Here is a 25,776-nt window from a genome sequence, read left to right as displayed (position 1 = left end):
TTCCAATCAGACAACACTCGCACGCGGCTGCTCGCATGCCCTGCCGGGTACCGCGTCCGCACCTAGCACCTTCGATTCCAGTGTTTCGATCACCCGACGCCAGGTATAGCCGCCGGCGTGCCGGCGCGACTTCGCGAACATGCGTCGAGTCGTGGTTTCGTCGCTTATGATCCGCTTCATGCAACGGTAAACAGAATCCGGATCGTTAGGGCTGCAGAGCAGGCCACTCACGCCATCCTCGATAATCTCTTCGTTCGCCGTTCCCAAGGCACCGATGGAAGGGATACCGCAAGCGTTCGCTTCCAGGTGCACCAGCCCGAAACCCTCGAAGGCGTTCTCCGTATTGACCGAAGGGAGCACGTGGCAGAGGCAGCGGCTGTAGTATTCGAGCAGTTCGTCATGCGACACGATGCCCGTGCGGATCACCTGCGAATCGATGCCCAGTTCGACGAGACGCCGTTCGTAGCATTCGTTCATCTGGCCAACCAGATACAGACGGGCCTCAGGATGCTCGCCCGCCAACCGCGCGAAGCCCTTGAGCAGATCATCAACGCCCTTACGCGGCTTCTGTGCCCCGACGAACAGAAAGGCCGCTTCCTTCTTGCACCCCATTATCGGGCGATACGCCTTGCTGTCCACGCCCCAGGGAATGACCTCGAGCGCACCGCGATACCAGGTGCGCACCTTCTCGGCAGTAAAACGGCTCGGCACGACCAGACAGTCCACCGCACGGGCCGTCCAGCGGTTGAAGCGACACCAGGCGCCGCATACAAAAGGGTAATAGATGTAAGTGCCGTGCCCAAGCAGCACCAGGCGGCTCACCCGCAAACAGCGTTTGAGCCGGGCGGCCAATGGCAGATGTGTCTCGACCGCGCACAGGATGACGTCAAAATCTTCGTTTCCCAGACGCCGCTCTATTTCCAGCGTGTCGCGCCTGAGCGCCAAGGGCGTCCTGAGCCCCATGGAACTGATTAGATCAAGCCCAGGATTGGCCTCGTCGCCACGCTCCGAGAGAACCGTGACCCGATGGCTTTCCGACAATCCTTCGGCTAACGCCAGCGCCACGGTTGCCCAGCCGTTACGGGTACTTACCTCGTTGGTGATCAGCAAAATCTTCATTGCCCCTCCAAGCGGTGACAACGAAAGCCAATCCCGTGGCGTCGAATGTCATGTTTTTTCCAGGTCGCCGGACGTCCGTTCCATCAGAGCGTCAAAGGCCCCGGACAATTTATTTATGTCAATATTCGACACGTCCCGGCTCGGCTCCTGCAGCAGGACGTGGGGTACCCGCCACGGATGCCAGCGAACTGGATCGGTGCCGCCGAACAGGCAGACGATGGGCTTTTCCAGCGCCGCGGCGATATGCATGGCACCACCGTCGCTACACACCACTGCATCGCATAGCGACAGGCCGGCGATCAGCTCGCCGAGCCGCGTGGTGCGCAACGGATGCAGCAGCTCGGGCCCCAGTGCCTCCGCAATGGCCTGTGCCTTGTCGTCGTCGCCGGGATGGAAGCGGTCGTCGGCGGCGCCCGGCGACCAGAACAGCAGGAAGCGCGCCCCATGCCTTTCGTGGAGACGGCGGGCGAGTTCGATGAAACGCTCCGCAGGCCAGCGGTTGGACGGCTTGCGGGCGCTGACGTGCAGACCGACCAGAAGGTGACCGGCGAAATCGGGCGGCAGTTGCGCGAAAAATGTCTGGCGCAAGCCTTCATCGGGCACCACGCGGGCCGGCGGGGCCTCGCCTTCGATGCCGAAGGGCGCGGCAAGCCGAAAAATATCCTCGACCTCGTGCAGACCATCGCCGCTACCGTAAGGCACACCCGTATCAACGTGCTCCACGCCGCGGCGGTCCGGCTCGGTGAAGCCGACGATGTGCTTCGCGCCCAGCGGGCGGGCCAGCTGCAGCGCACGCGGCAGGAAATGCGCGCCGCCGAGCACGACATAGTCGAAGCGCAGCTTGCGCAGATGGCGGAACAGCATCAGCCGGCGCCAGTGTACGCCGAGTACGGTTTCGCCCGGCTCGCGGTGCTTGGCCTTGGTGTAGGCGAAGACCTCGTCGAGGTCGGGATTGCCCTGCAGGACATCGCGGTTGTAGCTGTTGACCAGGGCTGCGAGATAAGCGTCCGGGAAGCGCTGGCGCAACGCGGCGATCAGCGGCAGGGTACAAACGAGATCGCCGATGTTGTCGCGGCGGATAACCAGGATACGCGGCGTCTTCCCGCTCATGCGTCCTCTCCACGCTTCGCCTCGATCACGCTCCAGCACGCGAAAAAACCGGTGAGGAACATGAACTGCTGCCACATGTGGTCACGCAAAATGCTGTCGACGACACTGCGCGCGCTATAGTCGAAGACGATCAACAACACCACCGCAGCCGGCGCGACAGTGCGCTTCCTGAACGCCAGCAAGGCGCTGATCCAGACGCTGACCACGAACACGACCCACAACAACAGCCCCGGGATACCCACGCCGTCGGCAAAGTCGAGGATGCCGCTGTGGCTGTGCTTTCCGCGCCCGACGTCTGTGTGATAGATCGCATCGACGCCGTAGCCGAAGGCCTGGCGCTGGAAGCCAACACCCAAGGGATAGACCGCGAGCACGTGCAGCGCCTCCTTGGCCCAGGCGATGCGCTGATAGTTCGATTCGTCCACCGTGGCGCCGTCCGGAAACTTCGGCAACCCGCCGGTAAGCCATTCGCGGTTGTGCTGCGTATCCAGCGCGATCGGCAGCGTCGCCGCCAGCGAACGCCAGCGCGGCTGATGCGAAACGATATAGCCGACGAATGCCACGCCGAGCAGCAGCACCGCCGCGGCCACGGCCAGCTCCCGGCCACGGCGTTCGCGCGGCGCCACGGAAATCAGCAGGGCCGCCGTCAGCAGGACCATCAGCGCCAATGCCACAGTGCCGTTGCGCATGTCCTGGATGTAGGAGGCCACCAAGCCTACGGCGAACAAAACCGCTATGGCCGCGTAGCCCAGACCGACCACACCGCGCCGCCCGGCCCGCCGCAACACCAGTTCGGCCAGCAGAAAGGCAAAATACATGTTGGTCAGGTAGTTGGCCTTGTCCATGCTGTCGTTGTTGACGAAGATATTGGCCGACTCCAGACCGCCGTAGCGGCGCATCAGGCTGCCGTGCTGAAGCCAGTGCACCAAATCGAGCCCCACCAGGGCCCAGACGTTCACTGCCAGTACGATGAACAACAGGCGCGCCAGCAGGCGTCGATGATCCGGCAGCAGGTAGGCGGCGCCCAGGCCGATGGCAAAGCTCGACAGCGGCACCAGCCACTGCCCGCCGATCTCGCTGAGCGTCTTCGTGCGGTCCAACGCCCAACCGAAGGCTCCCAGATACATCCACGCGGTGAGCAGCAGCAAAGCCAACAATGCGAGCCAGGGCAGACGGCCGGCCTCGCGCTTCGAGCCGTAGGCAAGCCAGCCGGTCGCACTCCAGATCAAGGCGAGGCCCAGCAGCAGATAGCGCAGCGCGATGCTGTGCTGCAACGGCCACACCGTCATCAGCGCAGTCAGCAGAAAGAGTCCTGACCAGACGAAAAACGGGGAACGAGCCGGGGAATGGGCCAAGGTCACGGGGTAAGGTCCTTTTTGCCGGAACGGCCCGTCGGGCGGGCCAGCTCCAGATGCTTGAGAAAAGACGCGAGACAGCCCAGCGCGATGTGCGCGAAGCCGGGCAGCCCGTCGAGGAAACCGAGGCGAATGATATAGAACTTGATGAATCGGGCAAGCGGACTGCCCACCACCTTGAGTACCGAAGAGTGCTTGCTGGCCGCACGCAGGCGCCCGGCCTGCAGACGCGCATAGCGCACCTGCTTGAGCGCGTAGTCGCACACGCCGTCCTCGGACTCGTGCAGCAGCTCGCCGTGCAGCGTGATCAGCGGCGTGTCGTCGGTGAGCACGGTTTCGTGCACGGCGTCGTCGCTCCATTGCGCGTGCGCACGGTGGAACATACGCACGATATAGTCGGGATAACCCTCGCCGTGGCGCAGCCAGCGTCCGAGGAAGCGATTGCGGCGCGTCAGGCGGCAGGCCTTGGCGCGGTCATGCGTCAACGCTTCTTCGATGCTCGCCCGCAACTCGGGGCTGACGCGCTCGTCGGCGTCCACGCACAGCACCCAGTCGTGCGCAGCCTGCTCCACCGCGAAATGCTTCTGCGGGCCGTAGCCCAGCCAGGGCTGATGGATCACGCGCGCGCCGCAGCGCTCGGCAATCGCCACGGTGTCGTCCGTACTGCCGGAATCGACCACCAGCACCTCGTCGGCAAAACCCAGGCTCTTCAGGCAAGCCTCCAGTCGGAGGGCCTCGTTGAGCGTCACCAATACGGCTGAAACCGCTTCACGCGCCATGCGCGGCCTCCCCATCGTGAGTCGTCAGCACCGCTTCGATTTCCCCCCACACCCGCTCCGACGGAAGCGTACCGAAGCAGGCGGGTTCCACGTCCGCCGAGCCGCGGTACGTACAAGTGCGGCTCATGCAGGGCGCACAGGCGAACTCGGCGGACAAGTGCACCTGCCCGGGACCGTATGTGCCGGTGCGATCCGGACGCGTGGGTCCGTAGAGCGTCACCGAGGGCACGCCAAGCGCGGCCGCCAGATGCGCCAGACCGGTGTCCACGCCGACCACTGCACGCACCCGCCCCAGCACACCGGCCAGTTCGCCCAGCCCCAGCCGCGGCAATACCTCGACCGCTTGCGGCGCGGCCGCGGCAATGCGTTCGGCACGCTCTCGCTCCGCATCGCTGCCCCACGGCAGCAACACCCGCCGACCGGCCTGGGCCGCACGCGCCGCCAGCGCCTGCCAGTACTCCTCGGGCCAGTGTTTGGTCATCCAGGTCGTGCCGTGCAGGAAAACCAGATCCGCCTCGTACGCCGTGGCAGGCAGACGCTCGCGATCGATACCGTAATCGGCATCGGTACCTGGCGGCTCGTAGCCCAGGGCGGCTGCGAACAACTGCCGCAGCCGCGGCACCGCATGCTGATCCCTGGCTACCGCCACGCGATGGCCGTAGGCCAGCGCGGCGAGCGGCTCGCGCGCCGAACGCCGATCCAGCCCCCAGCGCGGACCTCGCGCCAGGCGGGCCACCAAGGCACTCTTGATCAGCCCCTGGGCATCGAGCACGAGATCGTAGCGGCGTTCCCGTACACGCTCCCTGAACGCCCGGCGCTCGCCGCGCGTCGCCCGCCAGTTCCGCCGCCAGCGGCGCAAGCCGATGGGGATCACCCGCTCGACCGCCGGATGCCAGGCTGGGATTTCGGCCAGACCTTCCTCCACCACCCAGTCCACGCGCAGCCCCGGCACGATCCGGCTCGCATCGCTCACCGCTGTCAGCACGTGAATGACGTCGCCGAGCGAGGACATTTTTATCAGCAACAGGCGCATCAGGAGGCGAGGACAGCGGGGAACCGTATCTTCAGCGGGTTCCTCACGCGGCTTCCTCCAGCAGGCCGTCCAGCGCCCGAATGACCCGGTCGGGATGCAGGCCGTGCAGGCAATCAAGATGCTTGAGGGGACATTCGCGCTGGAAGCACGGGCTGCATGCCAGGTCCAGGCGTTCGATGCGCGCATACGGCGACAACGGCGGCGTGAAGCCCGGGTCGGAGGAACCGTATACCGCGACCAGCGGCCGGTCGAGCGCGGCGGCCATGTGCATCAGCCCGGAATCGTTGCTGACCACTGCGCTGGCCTGCGCCATCAGATCGATGACTTCACCGAGCGAAGTTTGGCCGGCCAGGTTGAAACAGTCCGGCCCCGCATCCTGGCATACGGCCTCGGCCGCCTCGAAATCGCGCTGCGAACCGAATACCCAGGTCTGCCAGCCCAGCGTGCGGTAGCGGCGCGCCACCGCGGCGAAATGTGCCGGCGGCCAACGTTTGGAAGGCCCGAACTCGGCACCGGGGCACAGCGCCAGCACCGGCCTGTCGATCGACAGTCCAAGCCGTTCGCGCGCGGCGCGGCCGGCCGAGGGTTCGACACGCAGCCGCGGCCGCGGGCAGTCCTCCAGCTCCGGAGACTTGCCGCGCGGCAGGCCCAGGGCGACGAAGCGCTGCACCGTGCGCGGCAGCTGTCGCTTGTCGAGACGGCGCAGTTCGTTGAGCAGCCCGTAACGGTATTCGCCGCGGAAACCGGTGCGACGCGGAATGCCGGCAAGCCACGGGATCAAGGCGGATTTCAGTGAATTGGGCAGCACGATGGCGCAGCCGTAGCCGCGGCTGCGCAAATCGCGGGCGACGCGGAGCCGGCGGCCGAGACCCAGCTCACCGTGGCCGACCGGCATGTTCACCGCATCGCGCACCTCGGGCATGCGCGCGAGCAGCGGTTCGGTCCAGGCCGGCGCCAGGACGTCGATCTCCAGGCCGCGTTCGCGCAGACGAATGAACAGGCTCTGCGCCATGATCATGTCGCCGACCCAGGAGGGACCGACGATCAGGCATCTATCGCCAGCGGGACTCACGGCCGATGGGCCCGCGCCTTATGCCTCACGCAGCACGTACTCCGTGCCGCAATAAGGACAACGCATGCGCCGTGAGCCGTCCGCTGCCTGCGGCGCCTCGTCGATCGGCAGAAACACCCGCGGGTGTGAGTTCCATAGCGGACTGCCGAGCATCGGGCAGTGCAACGGCAGGTCGGCGGCGGCGATTTCCACGCTGGAGGCCGGCGGAGAGGGATTTTGGTTCGGCTGAACCGCACTCTGCGGATTGGACATGGGCAACCTCGATAAGCCAACGCTCGCGGCCGAGTTGTTGTACTACAGCGAAGTCTAGGGCCGCAGGCCCGCTAGTGTACTGCATTGGGAGCGAGGATACATGCGGCCCGGAGCTAACAGGCTCCGGGCACAGGCAGGATCAGACGTGGGCCAGCCAGTCCTGGTGGGCGTCGAGACGTCCGTGCACCAGATCGAAATAGCGCGACTGCAGCTTCTCGGTGATCGGCCCGCGGCTGCCGGAACCGATCGCCCGGCCGTCCACTTCGCGGATCGGCGTGACCTCGGCGGCGGTGCCCGTGAAGAAGGCCTCGTCGGCGATGTAGACCTCGTCGCGGGTGATGCGTTTCTCGCGCATCGGGATGCCCAGCTCCTCGGCCAGCATGAAGACCGTGCGGCGGGTGATGCCGTCCAGCGCGGAAGTCAGATCCGGGGTGTAGAGCACGCCGTCGTGCACGATGAACACGTTCTCGCCGCTACCCTCGGCGACATAGCCCTCTGTATCGAGCAGCAGGGCTTCGTCGTAGCCACAGGCCGTGGCGTCCTTGACCGCCAGCATCGAGTTCATGTAACTGCCGTTGGACTTGGCGCGGCACATGGTGACGTTGACGTGGTGGCGCGAGAAGGAGGACACCTTCACGCGGATGCCGCGCTCCATGTTTTCCTTGCCGAGGTACGAGCCCCACTCCCAGGCGGCGACCATGCAGTGCACCTTCAGGTTGTCGGCGTGCAGACCCATGCTCTCGGAGCCGTAGAAGCACATCGGACGGATGTAGGCGCTGGCCAGCTTGTTCTCGCGCACCACGTCGAGTTGCGCCTGGCGCACCGCGTCGTACTCGAAGGGGATCTTCATATCGAGGATCTTGGCCGAGTTGTACAGACGCCTGGTATGCTCGTCGAGCCGGAAAATCGCCGCGCCGCGATCGGTCTCATAAGCACGTACGCCCTCGAACACGCCCATGCCGTAGTGCAGGGTATGGGTCAACACGTGCACCTTGGCCTCGCGCCACGGCACCATCTCCCCATCCAGCCAAATCAGACCGTCACGGTCATCCATCACCATCGTCCGTTCTCCACAGTTTGTCTCAAAAGTCAGTCTTGCCCGGTTCCGAAGCAGGCGCGCCAGATACGGCCCACCTCGGCGCGCAGCGCCGCATACTCGCCTGCGTCGACCACGGCCGGCTCGGCCTGAAGGGTCAACGCGTGAATGCGATCGCGAAGCGTGCGGAAGGCATCCGTGAGAAAGCGGGCGTCGTCGGCGTCGACCAGACCGACAGCGGAAAGCCCCTCGAGGATGCGGATATTGTCCGTATAACGCAGCAGTTCCGGATGGTCGTGCGCGTGCGCGAGCACATAATACTGCACCAGAAACTCGATGTCCGCGATACCGCCCGGATCCTTTTTCAGATCGAAGCGCTGCGGATCGGCACCACCCAACTCGCGCCACATCCTCTCGCGCATCTCGCGCACCTCGCGGCGCAGATCGTCGCGTTCGCGGTTTCGCGCGAGTGTCTGCTCGCGCACCGACTGAAACGCCGCCGCCACCTCCGGCGCGCCCGCAATGAAGCGCGCGCGCACCAGCGCCTGATGTTCCCAGGTCCAGGCCTGCTCGAACTGATATGCGGAGAACGCCCGCAGCGAACTGACCAGCAGCCCCGAAGCGCCACTGGGACGCAAGCGCATGTCCACCTCGTACAGCGTGCCGGCCGCAGTATAGGCGGTGAGCATGTGCACGACGCGCTGTGCGAGGCGGGCGAAAAACAGCGCGCCATCCAACGGACGCTCGCCGTCCGTGCCCATCGCGCCCCCATCGCTCTCGTACAGAAACACCACGTCGAGATCGGAGCCGTAGCCCAACTCGATGCCACCGAGCTTGCCATAGCCGACGACCCCGAAACCGGCCGCGTGTCCATCCTGCAGGCGCGGTTCGCCGTGGCGCGCGACGAGCTGGGCGCGCGCCACATCAAGCACCCGCTCCAGAATCGTCTCGGCGATCCAGGTCAGCTGATCGCTGACGCGCATCAGCGGCAACACGCCCATGACGTCGGCCGCCGCCACCTTGAGTACCTGCGCCTCCTTGAAGTGGCGCAGCTGGTCCATCAGCTTTTCCAAATCGTCAGGGACCGTATCGCGCAGGGCAAGCTCCAGTTCGCGCGACAACCCGGTCCGGTCCGGCGGGGCGTACAGGCTACGCGGATCCAGCAACTCGTCGAGCAATAGCGGCAGCCGCGCCAGTTGGCGCGTTATCCAGGGACTCGCGGCACACAGTTTGATCAGCTGGGACAGCGCCAGCGGGCTTTCCACCAGCAGCGCCAGATAAACCGAGCGCCGCGCGATCGCCTGAATGACGCCAAGTACGCGCTCCAGCACGACGTTCGGACTATCCTGACCGGCAGCGGCCTGAACCAGCAACGGCATCAGCCGATCCAGGCGCTCACGGCCGGTTTCGGTCAGCGCACGACAGATCGTGCTGTCGAGCAATTCGACCAGCTTCCGTGCGGCCGTTTCCGGCTGCACGTACCCCATCCCCTCCAGCAGGTCGGCCAGATCTTCACTCTTGCCGTGCGTCCACAAGCGCGTAAAGCGCTGTTCGCCGCGGTCGCGTTCGTCCTCGTCGGCCTGCGGCGCCGCAAATATCTGTTCGAACTGCTCATGCACCCGGCGCATCTGTCCGGTCAGCACCGTTTTAAAAGCATCCCAGTCGCCCCGCCCCATCGACCATGCAAGGCGCTGCCGCCCGGGCTCATCGGTGGGCAGGGCGTGCGTCTGCTGGTCGGCGGCCATCTGCAGCCGGTTTTCCACTCGGCGCAGGAAAGCATAGGCCTCCTGCAATTGGACCTCCGCCCACGGCGGCAACAATCCGCGCTCAACCAGACAGCGCAACACCTCGCGAATGCCGCGCAACTGCAAGCCCCTGTCACGTCCGCCTCGGATCAGTTGGAAGGCCTGACCGATGAACTCCACCTCGCGGATTCCCCCCGGCGACAGCTTGACGTTGTTCACACGCCCCTTGCGCTCGGCTTCCTGGTTGATCAGCGCCTTCATTTCCCGCAGCGCCTGAAACACTCCGTAGTCCAGGTAGCGCCGGTAGACGAACGGTTGCAGTGCCTCGATCAGCCGATCGCCGCCCTCCACATCGCCGGCCACCACGCGCGACTTGATCAGGGCATAACGCTCCCATTCACGGCCGTGCGTCTGGTAGTAGTCCTCGGTCGCGGCAAAGCTCATCGCCAGCGGACCCGCATCGCCGAAGGGCCGCAAGCGCATGTCCACGCGGTAGACGAAGCCGTCGGCGGTCAGCTCCGCGAGCAGCTTGATCAGGCGCTGGCCCAGGCGGACGAAGTACTGCTGATGGTCCAACGGACGCGGACCGTCGGTCTCGCCGCCGTCGGCGTAGGCAAAGATCAGATCGACATCCGAGGAGAAATTCAGCTCGCCACCGCCCAGCTTGCCCAATCCGAGCACGCAGAACCGCATGCGCTGGCCATCGGCCGTTCGCGGCGCGCCATGGCGTTCTTCGAGTTGAGTCTCCGCAAAACGCAAGGCGCGCTCGATGCACACTTCGGCCAGCCAGGTAAGCTCCGCCAGCACCTCGTCCACCCCGGCCTCGCCGGCCAAATCACGCCAGGCGATGCGCGTCAGTTCGACTCGCCGCACGCGACGCAAGGCCTGCATGAAAGCGGGTTCGTCGGCATGCTGCGCAAGCGCCTGACCAACCGCGGCATCCAGATCCTCGCGCCGAGCAGCGCGCGACAGGCGCCCGGAACGCGACAAGGCGTCGAATTGTTCCGGATAGCGTCGGCAGGTTTCGAAGACAAACTCGCTCACCGCCCAGACGTCGGGCAATGCGTCGGGAAGCGCTGACGGCAGCGACAACCCCGACTCCGCTAGGCTTTCCGTATAGACAGCCCAGCGCCGTTCGAATTCCCGCTGCAGTGTAGCGGGCATGCGCTCGACGAGCTGAACGAAAGACTGGGGTAATGACATGGACGTCGAGCCTACTTGGCCGACAGATAACGCACAAGCACATGACAGCAGCCCTCCCCTACAACGCGGGGAAAGATGCATCGCAGATGGTCTGGTGGCGAGTGCGCAACGCAGCAGCCCACCTACCGTGTCCACTTACCCATACCGTACGGTCGGATCGAAAACTCGCGGCGAGGTAGTGAACGAAAAACCCAAACTGGCCGACAAGGCACGCAGAATAAAAAAACCCCGAACAATGTCCGGGGTCAAATACGCAACGATGCAATTTGCACTGATAATCATACGCAAAAAAATATATATAACAACTTGATCATAAATACAAAAAATAATTAAATAATAATCTACAGAATTAATTATCAACCACAGGCAACGAACTATCACTCACTGAACACATCACCGGCCCGGCAAGTTCAAGCGCGCGAGGCAAATGAGCAAACGGGATACGCAGACAAGGCTTACAAAACACGGTGCACGAACATCGAGCGACGGCCCCGCTCAGGTGCTCATTCAGGGCACGCCAAACCCGCTACGCTAGCAACAACTAAAAAGCCTCGACATAGCCGCATCGGGACAAGCTCACGATCCCGCACGACACGACATACACGACAACCCTGAAAGCCGGATTCGAGATTCCTGACACAGACCGGCAGCCCCTCCCCTCATTGACCTACCAACGCCGGCAAAGCAGCGACTATCGCCATGCTCCCGAAACGCCGACGAGAACCCAAAGACCAGGCGGTCGAGCGACTTATTCCCGGAGCACCATTTGCAACCAAAATTCGGGGAAATCTCAAACCATCCGCATCGTTTTCCCACTACGCAAGCGGACATACTGCTTCAATAGCCCTTCACTGCCGATAGCCCAACTCTTCAGCACTCCAAAGAAATCCTTAAAGAGACAGAACAAAAATAAGAATTTAATTATTTCATTAAATTCACATAAAACAACCAATGCGTCGCATCCCAAAACCAAACCAGAGGGAATGAATACGGTATACTTGGCATCATATAATTATTATGAGGGAGCACGTCGACTCCATGGAAACGCCCGCGATGTTCAGCCTCAGACATAAAACCGACGAACTGAAAAAACGCATAGCAGAAGAACGGATGCGCCTGTATCGAATGGCATATGCCTGGTGCTGCGAACCGGCCCTGGCCGACGACCTTGCGCAAGAGGCGCTCGCAAAGGCTCTGCAGAAAATTCACCAGTTGCGCGAACCCGAACGCCTCGAGAGCTGGCTTTACGCCATTCTGCACAATTGCTGGCGTACTTACCTGAGACAGAGGAAACCGGACACGCCGCTGGACGAGGAAATCATCCCCTGCGAAGATAACCCGGAACAACTCAACCAGCGACAGCAGGTCATCGATTCCGTGCGTGCGGCCATCGCCCACCTGCCCCTTGGGCAGCGCGAGGTCATCACTCTGGTCGATCTCAACGGCTTCACCTACGCCGAGGTCGCGGAAGTGTTGGAAATACCCATCGGCACAGTGATGAGCCGCCTCAACCGCGGCCGCAAGGCGTTGCAGTCCGCCCTGAGCGAGCTGGGCCAGGAACAGGAGCCTCGACGAACACCGCTGAGGAGGGTCAAGTGACCCGCGAAGACTACACCCAGGAAGCTTGGCTGCACGCCTACGTCGACGACGAGCTTACGCCCAGCGACCGCTACGAATTCATGCAGCAACTGCTGCAGAATGACGCGCTCTGCGTGCGCATGTGCGAAATCCATCGAACCAAGGAACTCGTGCGCTACGCCTTCGCCGAGCCACCAAGCCCACCGGTACGCCAGACACGCACCAAGTCCCACTCCGCATGGCGCCGCGTTTCGGCCGTCGCCGCCGTGATCGCGCTGATGATGCTGAGTTTCGCCGGAGGACTCTACGCCAACCATGCGGGCCAGCCCTCGTTGCGCGCGACGCTCGGTTCGTTGGGCGCAATCGGGCTGGAGAAAACCGGGGTCAGTACCAACCCCAGCCACGTCCTGCTGCATATCGCGTCGGAAAACAACGTCCGGTTCACACATACCCTGGATCAAGCCGCGCACCTGCTTAAGACCTATCACAAGCAGGGCCTGGTGGTCGAAGTGGTAGTCAACGGGGGCGCTTTGAATCTGCTGCAGGCAGGCGACAATCCCTACGCGGCGCGCGTGCACGCGTTGATGAAGGAATACCCGAACCTGCACATCGTGGCCTGCGGTACCGGCATCGGCTATCTTGAAGCCCGCGGCTTTCCAATCGACCTGATGCATCAGGTGCGGGTCGCACCCTCGGCAGTAGAGGAAATCGTCAAGCGGCTGCGCGAAGGCTGGGTCTACATCAACGCCTGAGCATGCGGTACGCAGCCGGGACACCGCGTAGCACTACCCCAACGCCTCGGCCTGCGAACCGGCAAAGCGTCTGAAATTCTCCTTGGCGATGGCACGGCGATACGCTTCCAGCCCGGTAATCATGCCAGCGTCCATGAGACGGCGAAGTTCTCCGTCCATAGTCTGCATACCGACCAGCGCGCCACTCTGCATGACGGTTTCCAACTGCTCGGTCTTGCCGTCGCGAATCAAATTACCCACAGCAGGCGTATTCACCAGGATCTCACTGACCGCCAGACGCCCCTCGCCATCCGCACGACGTGCAAGCTGCTGGGAGATGACGCCGCGCAGCGAAGTCGACAACATGATGCGCACCTGCGCCTGCTTGCCGGCCGGGAAGGTGTTGATGATGCGATCGACGGTCACGTCCGCGCGGCTGGTATGCAGCGTACCCAACACGAGAATACCCGTCTCAGCCGCCGTAACCGCGAGGCTGATGGTTTCCAGGTCGCGCAACTCGCCAACCAGGATCACGTCGGGGTCCTCGCGCAACGCCGACCGCAGAGCGCTGGAAAAAGTCTTGGCATGACGCCCGATCTCGCGCTGGCTGATCAGGCTGTGCTTGCGCTGGTGCACGAATTCGATGGGATCCTCGATGGTCAGGATATGACCTCGCTTGCTTTCGTTGATCGCGTCGACCATGGCCGCCAGCGTGGTCGACTTGCCTGACCCCGTCTTGCCGGTGACCAGCACCAATCCCTGCTTGTGCATGCACAGACTGCGCACCACCGGGGGCATATTGAGAGCCTTCAGGTCCAAGGCCTTGGTGGGTATCGCGCGCATGATCATGCCCAGGCCACCGATGTGGCGGAACAGGTTGACGCGAAAACGCGCAAGCCCATCCAGTTCGTAAGCGAAGTCAGCGCCATCGTCACGCTCGAGTTCCTCACGCGCACGGTTGCCGAGGATCTCCCCAGCCATGGCGGCGACGTCTTCCGCATCGATCCGCTCCGAACCAACGGCCTCCAACTCGCCATTGATGCGCATGCGCAGCTTCTGGCCGGCGATCAGATGCAGGTCGGAACCCTTGCTGTCCAGCAGTTGGTTCAGCAGTGCGTCGATGCGTGCCATCAACCCCTCCCCGCCAATTCGACGCGCGGCAGCAGCGAAGCGTCGGTCACGAAACGCTGGAACTGCTTCTTGTCCTGCGCGTACAGATACGCATCATTGGGATCGACGTCCTTGCGCTGAATGGCCTCGAGCAGAGCCTGATCGAGCAACTGCATGCCCTGGTCACGGCCGGTCTGCATCAGCGAGGGTATCTGGTGGGTCTTGTCGGACAGCAGCAGCTTGCCCACGGCATGGTTCATGACCAATGACTCGATAATCGCGCGCCGTCCATGGCCGTCAGCGGTCTTCACCAGAATCTGCGTCACTACACCTCGTAGATTCTGTGACAGAAAGCTCTTGCCCTGTTCGCGCTGTTCCATGGGCAGCGCGTCGATGATGCGGTCGATAGTCTTCACCGCAGTCGTGGTATGCAGCGTTCCCAACACCAAGTGACCGGTTTCCGCCGCGACCATCGCCATCATGATCGAGTCCGAATCTCGCAGCTCGCCGACCATGATCACGTCGGGGTCCTCGCGCAGCGCCGCACGCAGACCGGCCGTGAAACTCGGCACGTGGGTACCCACCTCCCGCTGCACCACCTGTGCATGCTGACTCTCATGGATGAACTCGATCGGGTCTTCCAAGGTCAGGATGTTCACCGCACGCTGGCGGTTGATGTGATCCAGCACTGCAGCCAGCGTGGTCGACTTGCCCGTGCCGGTGGAGCCAGTGACCAGCACCATCCCCTGATGATGATCGGCAAGATTGTTGATAAGCGGCGGCAGCCCCAGTTCGGAAAGCGAAGGAATGAGTGTCGGGATATGCCGGAACGTCGCACCGATGCCGGTGGACTTGCGGAACACGTTGACCCGAAAGCGTCCGGCATCCTGCGACATATAGGAGAAATCCAGGTCCTCACCCTTGCGGAATTCGGCCTTCTGGTTTTCGGTCAGCAGTTCAAATACGTACCCCTGGAGTTCGCGATCGCCGAGTTCGCGAAACTTGATGGGCATGATGTCGCCGTTCATGCGCAGCAGCGGCGGCACGCCGACGGCGAGATGGATATCGGAACAACCCTGTTCTCGCCCCAGCTTCAGAAACGCATCTATACGCGGCAATTTGTATTCCTCGTCATAGGCGGTGTCCGGCGGCGATGAATGGTTCCAGCGTCCGGCGCACCTCCGCCATGCTCTTGAAGCGCCGCTCGGGCTCGGCCGCCATCATGCGCAGCACCATCGCACTGAGCGTCCGAGAGACCTCGGGATTGCGTTCGTGCGGCGGCTGCGCCCCGCCCTGCACGTGCTTGTACATCACCGCGACGTTGTCATCGCCGGAATACGGCGAACTGCCGGTGAGCATCTCGTAGAAGATCACCCCCAGCGCGTAGATATCGGTGCGCTCGTCGACGGGTTTCCCCAGCACCTGCTCCGGCGCCATATAGCGCGGCGTGCCGACCAGCAGCCCCGTGCGCGTCAGTCGCGTGTCGGTGCCGTCGACCGCGGCGGCCACGCCGAAATCAACGACCTTGACCACGTTATGTTCGTTGATGAGGATATTCCCCGGCTTGAGATCGCGGTGCACGATGCCCAAGGCATGGGCCGCCATCATCCCCGAAGCCACCTCGTAGATGATGTGCAGGCTGCGTTCCAGGCTCAGCGGCACCTTGGCCTTGACCTCGGCTGACAGCGGCGTCGAGGAAAAATACTCCATGCTGATGACGTACATCTCGCTCAGCACGAAAAAATCGTAAATGCGGATGATATTGTGGTGCTCGATCCGCTTGGCGAAATTATGCTCGCGCTGGAAGCGCTTGACCATGCTTTCGTCGGATGCCATCTGGGCATGCAGAAACTTGAGAATGACGTTCTCTCCGCGCGTCAGATCGTCGACCAACACTACTGTGCCGAACGCGCCACGCCCCACGCGCCGAGTATAGCGATAACGATCGCCAAGCATTTCTCCGGCCCGCAACCGGCTGAGGACAATCGGCTTCGAGTCGACCACCGGCACGCTCGGCGTCGACTCCACATCCGAACGGGCGATTGAGGACGGCACCGGACTACGCACACTTGCCCCCGCACTTCCCAGGGAGGAAGAAGCCGACGACTGCGAGTCAGGCGTCTCAAAGCGCTCGCGCAGGCGCGAGGCGCTATCCCGCGCAACCTCTTGTATCTCCTCTTCCGGCGCGCCCTGGGCGACGTCGTCGATCTGTCTGAGCACCCACTCGAGACACCCGGCGTCGGTCAGTTCGACCAGCGTCAGCAACGCCTCGGTACGCACCGTCGGCTCCGCCCGCTTGAGCGTGTCCAGCACGTGCTTGAGCAGCGACGCATCGCCGAGTTTGGCGAGCGCGCGTAAGGTCACCACCACGGTCGAGGCATCGCTCTTGAGCAGCGGCAGCAGCGCCGGAATCGCCGCCTTGGTACCCAGATTGGCCAACGCGTCCACGGCTCTTTCCCGCACCCACCAGTCCGAATCCTTCAGCGCATCGATCAGGTGCTTGAACGACGTTTCATCCTTGATCGAATTGAGTATTTCGATCGCCGAACGGCGGATGAATTCATCGTCGTCGCGCAGCAGTTCGACCACGGCCTGGATCACCCGCGGTCCACCGATGCGCGCCAGCGCATCCGCCGCGCGCGCTCGCACCCACCAATCGTCGTCCTTGATAGCGTTGAGCAGATCCTTGATCGCGCGAACGTCGCCCACCTCGTTGAGCACTTCCACACCGGCACGGCGCACATACTCGGACTCGTCGCGGAGCACATCGATGACATAGCGCAACGTATTGGGATGATTGAGCTTGACAATGCCGTCGACAGCCTGATTCTGCACCGTGATGTCCGCGTCGTGCAGCAGGTGGAACAAGGTATCGACATCGAGCGCGGTAGCTTGCGCCGACAGCGCTTCGAGAGCCCCCTGCCGCACCGACTTGCTTGGATCGTCGAGCAGGCGCTTGAGGGCTTCATGTGCAGCCGGCATATCGAAGCGCCCCAGGATGCGTGCCACACCCTGGCGGATTTGAAGATCCTTCGCGGTCGCCCGGTTGATCAGGTCGGGCACCAGCGCGGTATCCGCGACTTCGTCGAGCAGCCGAAAAGCGGCATTGCGTTCACTGGGATCGAGCACGCCGATCTGGCGCAACAGCCCTTGAGCATCGAGCGCTTCGGAATGCGCCGAGAGCACTTCGAGCAAAGCCGATTTCGGCATACTGGTATCGCCAAGGTATTCCAGCAGCAGGTTGGGGTCGTAGCTTCGCCGGCTGCGCAGAATGCCGACGACCGCCTGCATGGTGCGTGGATCGCTACCGCGCAAAGCCTGGCAGAAATAGTCCAGCGTTTTGCTGTCGAGTATGCGCGTAAGCAGCTGTACGACATGATTCTTGTCCGAACGATCAGACAGAACCAACAGTTTCACCAGTCGCGGCACGGCCTCGGCCGCCGAATCCTTCAGCTTTTGCAGCGTGCGCTGGGCTTCTCCGCTCGTCAATTCCTTGAGTACGAGCGCCCTGGCCACTCTACGCTCCGCCCGAAAATCGCGGAACAGGCTCATGCCGGCCGCCCTCGGCAGACACGAGCCCTCCCTCTATCGCAGACAAACTCCGGCACTCCCACGGCCAGCCCAGACCATGGTGATTCTATCGACCGCAAAAACAAACCGTAACCAGTCTGCAGCATTCAGTCGTCCAACGGAACCACCCGCATGATGTATGCCTTGTTGATCAGAGTCAGACCGCCGCCCTCAAGGAAAATTCGCACGAAACGATCCGTATGCACATTCATATAGTCCAGCAAGCGCTGGCGGTCGGGCGGCAGATCTTCCCGGATTTCCCCCCGGAAAACCGCGCCGTCCATCAACTGGAACTCGGCTCCGATCTGTACGCGCGCCGAACTGGCTTCCTCCTTCGCATCTTCATAATCGATACGGGTGATCGCGTTCTTGCTGTAAAACCGGGTCTGCTCGTGCGGTTCGTCGCCACAGCGGCAAACCAGAAACGGCGCCGGTTCGTTGAGCAGTTCGATAGGCAACTCGTCAGGCTGCATCCCGCGTTCCGGGCAACGCAGATAGAGGCTACCAAGCACCGGACCCTCGGGGTGGATCCATAGACGCACCGATTTCAGCGTCTTGGGCACGATCAAGGACTCGCTACTCATCCTCGTCCTCTCTTCTTTAGATTTATCGACGGTTGATCGAATGTGCTAAAAACTCGTCAAATTGATGGTAGGCCCGTCTCGACGCCGCCCGCCTGAGCCATATAATACGCTACCATATTGGACACCTTTCCTCGCGGACACTTAGCACATATTCTTGAGGCTTGGTAGCGAGAAGACTTCGCCTTAAGCGAAGATCGCTAGTATTTCGCGCGCTCGTCGCAAAACAAGTTCATGCCTACGATAAGCGCATCGGACACACGACCACCAACCTTGGAATACAACGATGCAAACCCTATTCGTACTGATCAAGTGCGCGCTCGGCACGACCTACTCCGTTGCAGAGACGATCATGGGCGAAATCGAGGAGACGTCGGAAGTCTACTCGATTTCCGGAGAGCACGACCTGCTGGCGAAATTCTACCTGCCGCAAGAACGCGACGTGGGACGCTTCGTCACCGATGTGCTCCAGCACGTCGAAGGCATCGAATCCACCTACACGCTGGTAGCCTTCAACGCCTTCGCCTGACCCAGGCCAAAACGGCACTCGACGCCACCGCTAATCCGCGCCCTAGAGATCGTTGCGCCGCCTGAATTCCTCCCGCTCGACCTGGATCCACGTGTAGTTCTCCTCGAGGATTTCCGACACTGCAGACTTCGTGCGGACGGAGGGGGTTGCACCGCTCCCATCTCCACTTCGCGTCCACGATCTGGCGTTCCAGCCCGCCAGCCGCAGTCCCGTCGCTGTGCTCAACAACTACACACGCCCCCCATTTACTTCTCCCGGACCAGTCCTATGCTCAAGGTGAAGATCAAAGCTCTAGTTCCGAATCCAGCGGAGGGAAAGACAGTGCACACCATCCACACCACAAGACGAGTACACAAGGCTTTCGGCCTGCTGTTCGGGGCCGCGCTCCTGCTCGGCGGTCCAACCGCCTGGGCGGACGCCGACGACACTGGAGGAACCCCGCCCTACGGACCGGGCATGATGTGGCGCTACCAAGCCACCCCAGGCGGTGCGAGCGGGAACAGCCCCGCTTACGGCCCTGGCATGATGCGTGGTTACGGAGCAGGATACCGGCAAGGTCCCGACATGATGCGCGGATATGGCTACGGACCGGGCATCGCTGGCTGGGGCGGTCCCGGCATGATGATGGGCGGCGATGCATACGGCCCCGGCATAATGGGTGGCTGGGGTGGATATGGGGCCGACATGATGGGTGGCTATACCGGTTGGCACCGGGCGCCTCTGAACCTCAGCGACCAACAGCGCCGACAACTCGATGACATCCATGCCAAGGCCATCAAGCAGATGTGGCCGTTGATGGGACAGATGCAACTGGAACGCTTCGCCCTCGCCCGCCTGCTCGCCCGCGAAAACCCCGATATGAAGGCGGTGGATGAAGCCTACGACAAATTGAGCCAAAGCGGACGCAAGCTGCTCGATGTCCGTATCCTGACGCATCGCGCCGTCTGGGCGGTACTGACCGCCGAACAGCGCAAGCTGCTTCGTCAAGGCGGCGCACCGAGGCGATAGGCAACGCACTACCCATGCGCACAAAAAAAGAGCCCCGCACAAGGCGGGGCTCTCCTTTCGAACGGCTTGAGGGCCGGGCTTACATCATGCCCATGCCACCCATGCCGCCCATGTCGCCGCCGGCCGGCATCGCCGGCTCGTCCTTCTTCGGCAGCTCGGCGACCATCGCCTCGGTGGTGATGATCAGACCGGCCACGGAAGCGGCGTTCTGCAGCGCGGAACGGGTGACCTTGGTCGGATCCAGGATACCCATCTCGACCATGTCGCCGTACTCGCCGGAACCGGCATTGTAACCGTAGTTACCCTTGCCTTCGCGGACGTTGTTCAGGATCACGGAAGGCTCGTCGCCAGCGTTGGAAACGATCTGACGCAGCGGCTCTTCCATCGCACGGCGCGCGATGCTGATACCGGTATCCTGATCGTGATTGTCGCCCTTCAGGCTCTCGATCGCACTCAACGCACGAATCAGCGCCACACCGCCGCCAGGCACCACGCCTTCCTCGACCGCCGCACGGGTGGCGTGCAGGGCGTCTTCGACGCGGGCCTTCTTCTCCTTCATCTCGACCTCGGTCGCGGCACCGACCTTGATCACGGCAACGCCACCAGCCAGCTTGGCGACGCGCTCCTGCAGCTTCTCGCGGTCGTAGTCGGAAGAGGCTTCCTCGATCTGCGCACGGATCTGCTCGACGCGGCCCTTGATTTCACCTTCGGCGCCGGCACCGTCGATGATGGTGGTGTTTTCCTTGGTGACCTGGATCTTCTTGGCACGGCCCAGGTCGTCCAGGGTGGCCTTCTCCAGCGACAGACCGACCTCTTCGGAGATCACCTGACCGCCGGTCAGCACGGCGATGTCCTGCAGCATGGCCTTGCGGCGATCACCGAAGCCCGGCGCCTTGACGGCGGCGACCTTGACGATGCCACGGATGCTGTTGACCACCAGGGTGGCCAGCGCTTCGCCTTCGAGATCCTCGGCGATGATCAGTAGCGGCTTGCCAGCCTTGGCAACGCCTTCCAACACGGGCAGCAGCTCGCGAATGTTGGAGATCTTCTTGTCGAACAGCAGGATGAAGGCGTCGTCGAGTTCGGCCGACATGTTCTGCTGGTTGTTGACGAAGTAGGGCGACAGATAGCCGCGGTCAAACTGCATACCCTCGACCACGTCCAGCTCGTTCTCGAGGCCGGAACCGTCTTCGACGGTGATCACGCCTTCCTTGCCGACCTTGTCCATCGCGTCGGCGATGATCTTGCCGATCGCCTCATCGGAGTTGGCAGAGATGGTGCCGACCTGGGCGATCGCCTTGCTGTCGGTGCAGGGCTTGGAGATGCTGCGCAGCTCCTCTACGGTCACGGTGACGGCCTTGTCGATGCCGCGTTTCAGATCCATCGGGTTCATGCCCGCGGTCACGGCTTTCATGCCCTCACGGACGATGGCCTGGGCCAGCACGGTGGCAGTGGTGGTGCCGTCACCGGCGACGTCGGAGGTCTGCGAGGAGACTTCCTTGACCATCTGCGCACCCATGTTCTCGAACTTGTCTTCCAGCTCGATTTCCTTGGCCACGGACACGCCGTCCTTGGTCACGGTCGGGGCACCGAAGGAACGATCCAGCACCACGTTGCGGCCCTTCGGGCCCAGGGTCACCTTGACCGCATTGGCCAGCACGTTGACGCCGCGCACCATGCGCTGGCGGGCATCATCGGAAAATTTGACTTCCTTTGCACTCATCTTCTTTCTTCCTCAGAACTGAGTTGATGTCGGTTCAACCGGAGAACAGGACCTTAGCCTTCAATCACGGCAACGATGTCGTCTTCGCGCATCACCAGGACTTCTTCGCCGTCGACCTTGATTTCGGTACCGGCATACTTGCCGAACAGCACCTTGTCGCCGACCTTGACGTCCAGAGCGCGGACTTCGCCGTTCTCCAGGATCTTGCCGTTACCGACGGCGACGACTTCACCGCGCACCGGCTTCTCGGTCGCCGAGTCGGGGATCACGATGCCACCGGGACTGGTGCGCTCCTCTTCCATGCGCTTGATCACGACGCGATCGTGCAGAGGACGAATGTTCATGCCTTGAACTCCTCGGATATTTGAATGGTTGCTGTCAATTCTGCCCGGACTTCTTTTAGCACTCCCGGGCGGCGAGTGCTAATAATAGAGGCCAACAACTCAAAATCAAGGCCTCGGTTCCAACGTTATTCAACATTCACATGCCCACACCGCCCGGGCTGCTCAACGGCGGCGATCGTCAGGAGGAAGATTGCGGTATTCCGCATCGTAGACCCGCCCGCCCGACTGAGCGTCGCCGCCATAGACATGCACCTGGATCCGGCGCAGCCAACGCCTCACGATCGCGCGCCGTACCGGCGGGAACAGGCAAAGCAAGCCGACCACGTCGCTGATCAACCCCGGCACCAGCAGCATCACGCCGCCAACCAGCATCACCATGCCTTCCATCATCTCCAGCGCCGGCACCTCGCCGCGCGCGGTGCACTGCTGCATCCGGCGATAATTCTGCAAACCCTGGCGGCGCAGCAGAACCAGACCCAGCACCGCCGTGCCGACCACCAGCATCACCGTCGGCAAGGCGCCGATCAGCGTGCCGACCTTGATCAGCAGGTACAGCTCCAGGAGCGGAAAGCCCAGCAACAGCAGGGCGAATAAAGGCAATGCAGGCATGCTTTCGATAGCCGTCCGCACGTGGCGGATCCTGTTGAAACGTCGATGTGAGAGTAGACTTGGAGGCGACTCGGCGCGCTTTCAAGGGCGACCGAAATAATTTGCCCGGGCGTTGCATCTAATATCTATGACGAACGACGACGAAATACGCCGGCACGACGGTCCACTGCTGGTACTCACCACCTGGCCCGATGCCGAAGGCGCACGCGAACTGGCGCGCTCACTGCTGCACCAACGCCTAGCCGCCTGCATCAACATTCTCCCGCCGATGACCTCCATATATACGTGGAACGGCAGCGAGGAAAGCGGCGAAGAGCATCAGGTATTCATCAAAACCACATCGGCGCGCTTCGACGCCGTGCGCGACGTCGTCACCAAGACCCACCCTTACGAACTGGCCGAACTGATCGCCGTGCCGATCGTGGGCGGCCTGCCTGCCTATCTCCAGTGGATTGACGAATCGACCTCATGACACGCCTGCTACCCCTACTGCTTGCCCTGCTGCTCACTCCCGCCGCTTATGCCGCACAAAGCGCGGGCGGCGACATCCTGCCGCCGGAACAGGCCTTTCCCGCCAGCGCGCAGGCGCTGAACGCCGACACGGTTGCCGTGCACTGGAACGTCACGCCCGGCTACTACCTGTATGCCGACAAGTTCGCCTTCGCCAGCGACACCTCCGGCATCACCCTCGGCAAGCCGAAAATCCCGCCCGGCAAGGTCAAGGACGACCCGTTTCTAGGGCGCGTGGAGATATTCACCCACGGCCTGACCGTACGCCTGCCAGTCATCGGTTCCGCCCGCGAAGTCACGCTGAAGGTCACCGCACAGGGCTGCAAGGAAAACGCGATCTGCTATCCGCCGTTCACCCAGACCCTGCAGGTGACCCTGCCGCAGCAGAAAACGGCCGCAAGCAGTTCGGAAAGCCCGCTCGCGGCACTGACTGGAGACACCGCGGACAACCAATTCCTGCCGCCCGGCCAGGCCTTCAAGCTTGACCTGCAGACTGCCGGCCCCAACCGGCTGGTCGCGCACTGGGACATCGCCCACGGCTACCACCTCTATCGCGACCAAATCAAATTCAGCCTAGAGAATGCCTCCGGCCTGAGTCTCGGCAAAATCCAGATGCCCAAGGGCGAAGTCGTCGACGACGCCTTCCTGGGGCGGCAAGTCGTCTACGCCGAACCGATCGATGTCACCGTTCCCATCACGCGCACCGCGGGGAGTTCCGGCAGCGGTACGCTGGTCGTGCGCTATCAGGGCTGCGCCGACAAGGGCATCTGCTATCCGCCCATCACCAAACGCATCGCTTTCACCCTGCCGGCCGTCGGCAGTGCCGCCGACGCAGCAACACCTCCGGCAGCCGCATCCACGAGCACTGCAACCAGCCCCAATACGGCGCAGGACAACATCGCCAGCGGCAGCGAACAGGACCGCCTCGCCCGCTTTCTCCTCGACAAGCCGCTCTGGATGAGCCTCGGCCTGTTCTTCCTCATCGGACTCGGTCTGGCGTTCACGCCCTGCGTGTTCCCGATGATTCCGATCCTCTCGGGCATCATCGTCGGCCAGAAGGAAACGCCTTCGACCGGACGCGCCTTCGTGCTCTCGCTGGTCTACGTGCTGGCCATGGCGCTCACCTACACCGTGGCCGGCGTCATCGTCGGCCTCACCGGCGCCAGCGTCCAGACCTGGTTCCAGAACCCGTGGGTGCTGTCGGCGTTCGCCGTGATCTTCGTTCTGCTGTCGCTGTCCATGTTCGGCTTCTATGAACTGCAGATGCCGAATTTCGTCCAGAGCCGGCTGACCGAAATCAGCAACCGCCAACAGGGCGGCACGCTGTTCGGCGTCGCCATCATGGGGTTTCTCTCAGCTCTGATCGTCGGCCCCTGCGTCACCGCGCCGCTAGTCGCAGCACTGCTGGTCATCGCCAACACCGGCGACGCCGTGCTTGGCGGGCTGAGCCTGTTCAGCCTCAGCCTCGGCATGGGCGCGCCGCTACTGCTCATCGGCACGGCCGGGGGCAAGCTGCTGCCGCGCGCCGGCGCCTGGATGGACGCAATCAAGGCGGTATTCGGCGTACTGCTGCTCGCCGTAGCGATTTGGATGCTGTCGCGTTTCCTACCCGCCTGGACCACCGCCGCACTCAGCGCGCTGTTGCTGATCGCCTCCGGCATCTACCTCGGCGCTCTGGAATCCGCCGGCGGTTCAGGCTGGCAGAAGCTGTGGAAGAGCACGGGCTTCGTCCTGTTGCTCTGGGGCAGCCTGGTGCTGATCGGCGTCGCGGCCGGTGGCGGCGGCCTGCTCACACCGCTCAAGAGCGTGTTCGGCGGCGCCGGCGGATCGGAACCCGCCACAGCGGTCCATGCACTTCTGTTCAAGCGCATAAAAGGCGTGCAGGGACTGGAGCAGGCCCTAGCCGCCGCCAACGGCCGTCCGGTCATGCTCGACTTCTATGCCGACTGGTGCGTCTCCTGCAAGGAGATGGAGGAATACACCTTCTCCGACCCAGCGGTGCAGAAAGCGTTGTCGAATTTCGTCCTGCTACAGGCGGACGTCACCGCCAACGATGCCGCCGACCAGGCTCTGCTGAAGCGCTTCGGTCTGTTCGGACCTCCCGGCATCATCTTTTTTGGCGGCAATGGGCGTGAAGAACGGAATCTGCGCGTGGTCGGATATATGCCCGCGGGAAATTTTCTGAAAAAGATCGAACAGGCGCGTTGAATCTTGGCTGTCGCGGTACCTATCCGGGTTCGTTGCGAATGCGCTTCGGGGTTTGCTGTTTCTCGTTAGCGACCGTGCTGGAACCGTGCATTGTTCTGCGCTTAAGGTCCGTTTCGGACGTGGATCAGCACTTGTGGTTTTGATGTTGTGTGAGTAAGGGCTGCGTACTCGTTGGCCCGGGCGATCTGTTTCGGACGCGAATCAGCGACCGGTGATTTCGCTCTGACTCGGTGACGCGCCCGAGCCGATTTGTTCGGAGCATCTCTGCGCCTCGCCCTTTCGGGGCTGGGGCGAAAAATCACTCCCGGCGATTTTTTCTTTGAAATGCGCAAAGAAACCGGCGAAAGAAACGCCCCCGGGATCGCTTGTCCCTCGGGCAACCTCGCGAACGTGCCCCTGAACAGGGCCCGTGAGGCAAGCGATCAGGGAGGGCGAACGTCAAAACCGGGCGAGTCCGAAGCGAAATCGTTCTACATTGGCTGACTCGTAACTCAGCGGCCTAGGGTGCGTTCTGTGTTGACTCCCCGTTTCCCGTGCGGCCTTGCCTCGAGCGTACGCCCCGGCGCGGGGT

At 62.7% G+C, this 25,776-nt stretch carries 22 protein-coding genes; 6 read left to right on the top strand and 16 right to left on the bottom strand.

All coding sequences use genetic code 11. The features are described from left to right. Positions 1–6: 6 nt before the first annotated feature. The 9 genes from P8014_RS01055 to glnE form a co-directional block, all read right to left on the bottom strand. Positions 7–1,119: a glycosyltransferase family 4 protein gene (locus P8014_RS01055; RefSeq protein WP_337815452.1), complete on the bottom strand. Its 1,113-nt coding sequence runs from the start codon at positions 1,117–1,119 to the stop codon at positions 7–9. Positions 1,120–1,167: 48 nt separating this feature from the next. Beyond that, positions 1,168–2,229, bottom strand: coding sequence for a glycosyltransferase family 9 protein (locus tag P8014_RS01050; RefSeq protein WP_337815451.1), 1,062 nt, complete (start codon positions 2,227–2,229; stop codon positions 1,168–1,170). After that, positions 2,226–3,590 carry a hypothetical protein gene (locus P8014_RS01045; protein WP_337815450.1) on the bottom strand — a complete coding sequence of 455 codons (1,365 nt, stop codon included), beginning with the start codon at positions 3,588–3,590 and terminating at the stop codon, positions 2,226–2,228. The genes P8014_RS01050 and P8014_RS01045 overlap by 4 nt, the downstream gene beginning before the upstream one ends. Beyond that, positions 3,587–4,363 (bottom strand): glycosyltransferase family 2 protein, encoded by a 777-nt coding sequence (locus P8014_RS01040; RefSeq protein ID WP_337815449.1) that lies wholly within the window; start codon positions 4,361–4,363, stop codon positions 3,587–3,589. The genes P8014_RS01045 and P8014_RS01040 overlap by 4 nt, the downstream gene beginning before the upstream one ends. Further along, positions 4,353–5,396: a lipopolysaccharide heptosyltransferase I gene (waaC, locus tag P8014_RS01035; protein WP_337815448.1), complete on the bottom strand. Its 1,044-nt coding sequence runs from the start codon at positions 5,394–5,396 to the stop codon at positions 4,353–4,355. Before waaC ends, P8014_RS01040 begins: the two co-directional genes overlap by 11 nt. Before the next feature lie 43 nt (positions 5,397–5,439). Next, positions 5,440–6,468: a lipopolysaccharide heptosyltransferase II gene (gene waaF / locus P8014_RS01030; RefSeq protein ID WP_337815447.1), complete on the bottom strand. Its 1,029-nt coding sequence runs from the start codon at positions 6,466–6,468 to the stop codon at positions 5,440–5,442. A gap of 18 nt (positions 6,469–6,486) precedes the next feature. Further along, a complete protein-coding gene (locus P8014_RS01025; RefSeq protein WP_337815446.1) occupies positions 6,487–6,720 on the bottom strand; it encodes a zinc-finger domain-containing protein in 234 nt (77 codons plus the stop codon). A gap of 139 nt (positions 6,721–6,859) precedes the next feature. Then, on the bottom strand, positions 6,860–7,780 hold the full coding sequence (locus tag P8014_RS01020) for a branched-chain amino acid transaminase (RefSeq protein WP_337815445.1): 921 nt from the start codon (positions 7,778–7,780) through the stop codon (positions 6,860–6,862). Between the two features lie 29 nt (positions 7,781–7,809). Continuing rightward, positions 7,810–10,704 (bottom strand): bifunctional [glutamate--ammonia ligase]-adenylyl-L-tyrosine phosphorylase/[glutamate--ammonia-ligase] adenylyltransferase, encoded by a 2,895-nt coding sequence (gene glnE, locus P8014_RS01015; protein WP_337815444.1) that lies wholly within the window; start codon positions 10,702–10,704, stop codon positions 7,810–7,812. A 1,110-nt stretch (positions 10,705–11,814) separates the two neighbouring features. Between glnE and P8014_RS01010 the strand changes: the two genes are divergently transcribed. Together P8014_RS01010 and P8014_RS01005 are read left to right on the top strand one after the other, a co-directional pair. After that, the gene (locus tag P8014_RS01010; RefSeq protein WP_337815443.1) at positions 11,815–12,303 is read left to right on the top strand and encodes a sigma-70 family RNA polymerase sigma factor; all 489 of its coding nucleotides are present in this window, start codon (positions 11,815–11,817) and stop codon (positions 12,301–12,303) included. Beyond that, positions 12,300–13,034 carry a hypothetical protein gene (locus tag P8014_RS01005; protein ID WP_337815442.1) on the top strand — a complete coding sequence of 245 codons (735 nt, stop codon included), beginning with the start codon at positions 12,300–12,302 and terminating at the stop codon, positions 13,032–13,034. The genes P8014_RS01010 and P8014_RS01005 overlap by 4 nt, the downstream gene beginning before the upstream one ends. Before the next feature lie 33 nt (positions 13,035–13,067). Here P8014_RS01005 and P8014_RS01000 read toward each other — a convergent pair whose 3' ends face one another. The 4 genes from P8014_RS01000 to P8014_RS00985 form a co-directional block, all read right to left on the bottom strand. Then, positions 13,068–14,144: a type IV pilus twitching motility protein PilT gene (locus tag P8014_RS01000; protein ID WP_337815441.1), complete on the bottom strand. Its 1,077-nt coding sequence runs from the start codon at positions 14,142–14,144 to the stop codon at positions 13,068–13,070. Continuing rightward, positions 14,144–15,241, bottom strand: coding sequence for a PilT/PilU family type 4a pilus ATPase (locus tag P8014_RS00995; RefSeq protein WP_337815440.1), 1,098 nt, complete (start codon positions 15,239–15,241; stop codon positions 14,144–14,146). Before P8014_RS00995 ends, P8014_RS01000 begins: the two co-directional genes overlap by 1 nt. Before the next feature lie 13 nt (positions 15,242–15,254). Continuing rightward, the gene (locus P8014_RS00990) at positions 15,255–17,675 is read right to left on the bottom strand and encodes a HEAT repeat domain-containing protein (protein WP_337815439.1); all 2,421 of its coding nucleotides are present in this window, start codon (positions 17,673–17,675) and stop codon (positions 15,255–15,257) included. Positions 17,676–17,800: 125 nt separating this feature from the next. Continuing rightward, positions 17,801–18,277 (bottom strand): hypothetical protein, encoded by a 477-nt coding sequence (locus P8014_RS00985; RefSeq protein ID WP_337815438.1) that lies wholly within the window; start codon positions 18,275–18,277, stop codon positions 17,801–17,803. A gap of 283 nt (positions 18,278–18,560) precedes the next feature. Here P8014_RS00985 and P8014_RS00980 point away from each other — a divergent pair, with 283 nt between their 5' ends. Both P8014_RS00980 and P8014_RS00975 read left to right on the top strand, forming a co-directional pair. Next, positions 18,561–18,803, top strand: a complete 243-nt coding sequence (locus P8014_RS00980; protein ID WP_337815437.1) for an Lrp/AsnC ligand binding domain-containing protein — start codon at positions 18,561–18,563, stop codon at positions 18,801–18,803. Between the two features lie 321 nt (positions 18,804–19,124). After that, entirely contained in the window at positions 19,125–19,811 is a 687-nt protein-coding gene (locus P8014_RS00975; RefSeq protein ID WP_337815436.1) for a Spy/CpxP family protein refolding chaperone, read from the top strand. Between the two features lie 79 nt (positions 19,812–19,890). Here the strand turns inward: P8014_RS00975 and groL are convergent, their stop codons facing one another. The 3 genes from groL to P8014_RS00960 form a co-directional block, all read right to left on the bottom strand. Further along, positions 19,891–21,534, bottom strand: coding sequence for a chaperonin GroEL (gene groL / locus P8014_RS00970; protein ID WP_337815435.1), 1,644 nt, complete (start codon positions 21,532–21,534; stop codon positions 19,891–19,893). 53 nt (positions 21,535–21,587) lie between these two features. Continuing rightward, positions 21,588–21,878, bottom strand: coding sequence for a co-chaperone GroES (gene groES / locus P8014_RS00965; RefSeq protein WP_337815434.1), 291 nt, complete (start codon positions 21,876–21,878; stop codon positions 21,588–21,590). A 162-nt stretch (positions 21,879–22,040) separates the two neighbouring features. After that, positions 22,041–22,487: an FxsA family protein gene (locus P8014_RS00960; RefSeq protein ID WP_337815433.1), complete on the bottom strand. Its 447-nt coding sequence runs from the start codon at positions 22,485–22,487 to the stop codon at positions 22,041–22,043. A gap of 127 nt (positions 22,488–22,614) precedes the next feature. Between P8014_RS00960 and cutA the strand changes: the two genes are divergently transcribed. Next, positions 22,615–22,959 (top strand): divalent-cation tolerance protein CutA, encoded by a 345-nt coding sequence (gene cutA / locus P8014_RS00955; protein ID WP_337815432.1) that lies wholly within the window; start codon positions 22,615–22,617, stop codon positions 22,957–22,959. Next, the gene (locus P8014_RS00950) at positions 22,956–25,205 is read left to right on the top strand and encodes a protein-disulfide reductase DsbD (protein WP_337815431.1); all 2,250 of its coding nucleotides are present in this window, start codon (positions 22,956–22,958) and stop codon (positions 25,203–25,205) included. The genes cutA and P8014_RS00950 overlap by 4 nt, the downstream gene beginning before the upstream one ends. Positions 25,206–25,776: the final 571 nt, after the last annotated feature.

This window comes from Acidihalobacter sp., from assembly GCF_037381185.1.
Classification (GTDB): domain Bacteria; phylum Pseudomonadota; class Gammaproteobacteria; order DSM-5130; family Acidihalobacteraceae; genus Acidihalobacter_A.
This window is presented reverse-complemented; position numbering and strand designations above follow the sequence as displayed.

Coding starts and splice junctions, on each gene's coding strand:
- cutA (WP_337815432.1), top strand. CDS start 22,615: ATGACGAACGACGACGAAATACGCCGGCACGACGGTCCACTGCTGGTA.
- P8014_RS00980 (WP_337815437.1), top strand. CDS start 18,561: ATGCAAACCCTATTCGTACTGATCAAGTGCGCGCTCGGCACGACCTAC.
- P8014_RS01000 (WP_337815441.1), bottom strand. CDS start 14,144: ATGGCACGCATCGACGCACTGCTGAACCAACTGCTGGACAGCAAGGGT.
- P8014_RS00985 (WP_337815438.1), bottom strand. CDS start 18,277: ATGAGTAGCGAGTCCTTGATCGTGCCCAAGACGCTGAAATCGGTGCGT.
- P8014_RS01055 (WP_337815452.1), bottom strand. CDS start 1,119: ATGAAGATTTTGCTGATCACCAACGAGGTAAGTACCCGTAACGGCTGG.
- P8014_RS01040 (WP_337815449.1), bottom strand. CDS start 4,363: ATGGCGCGTGAAGCGGTTTCAGCCGTATTGGTGACGCTCAACGAGGCC.
- glnE (WP_337815444.1), bottom strand. CDS start 10,704: ATGTCATTACCCCAGTCTTTCGTTCAGCTCGTCGAGCGCATGCCCGCT.
- P8014_RS01025 (WP_337815446.1), bottom strand. CDS start 6,720: ATGTCCAATCCGCAGAGTGCGGTTCAGCCGAACCAAAATCCCTCTCCG.
- P8014_RS01050 (WP_337815451.1), bottom strand. CDS start 2,229: ATGAGCGGGAAGACGCCGCGTATCCTGGTTATCCGCCGCGACAACATC.
- groL (WP_337815435.1), bottom strand. CDS start 21,534: ATGAGTGCAAAGGAAGTCAAATTTTCCGATGATGCCCGCCAGCGCATG.
- P8014_RS01010 (WP_337815443.1), top strand. CDS start 11,815: ATGCGCCTGTATCGAATGGCATATGCCTGGTGCTGCGAACCGGCCCTG.
- groES (WP_337815434.1), bottom strand. CDS start 21,878: ATGAACATTCGTCCTCTGCACGATCGCGTCGTGATCAAGCGCATGGAA.
- waaC (WP_337815448.1), bottom strand. CDS start 5,396: ATGCGCCTGTTGCTGATAAAAATGTCCTCGCTCGGCGACGTCATTCAC.
- P8014_RS00950 (WP_337815431.1), top strand. CDS start 22,956: ATGACACGCCTGCTACCCCTACTGCTTGCCCTGCTGCTCACTCCCGCC.
- P8014_RS01020 (WP_337815445.1), bottom strand. CDS start 7,780: ATGGTGATGGATGACCGTGACGGTCTGATTTGGCTGGATGGGGAGATG.
- P8014_RS00960 (WP_337815433.1), bottom strand. CDS start 22,487: ATGCCTGCATTGCCTTTATTCGCCCTGCTGTTGCTGGGCTTTCCGCTC.
- P8014_RS00990 (WP_337815439.1), bottom strand. CDS start 17,675: ATGAGCCTGTTCCGCGATTTTCGGGCGGAGCGTAGAGTGGCCAGGGCG.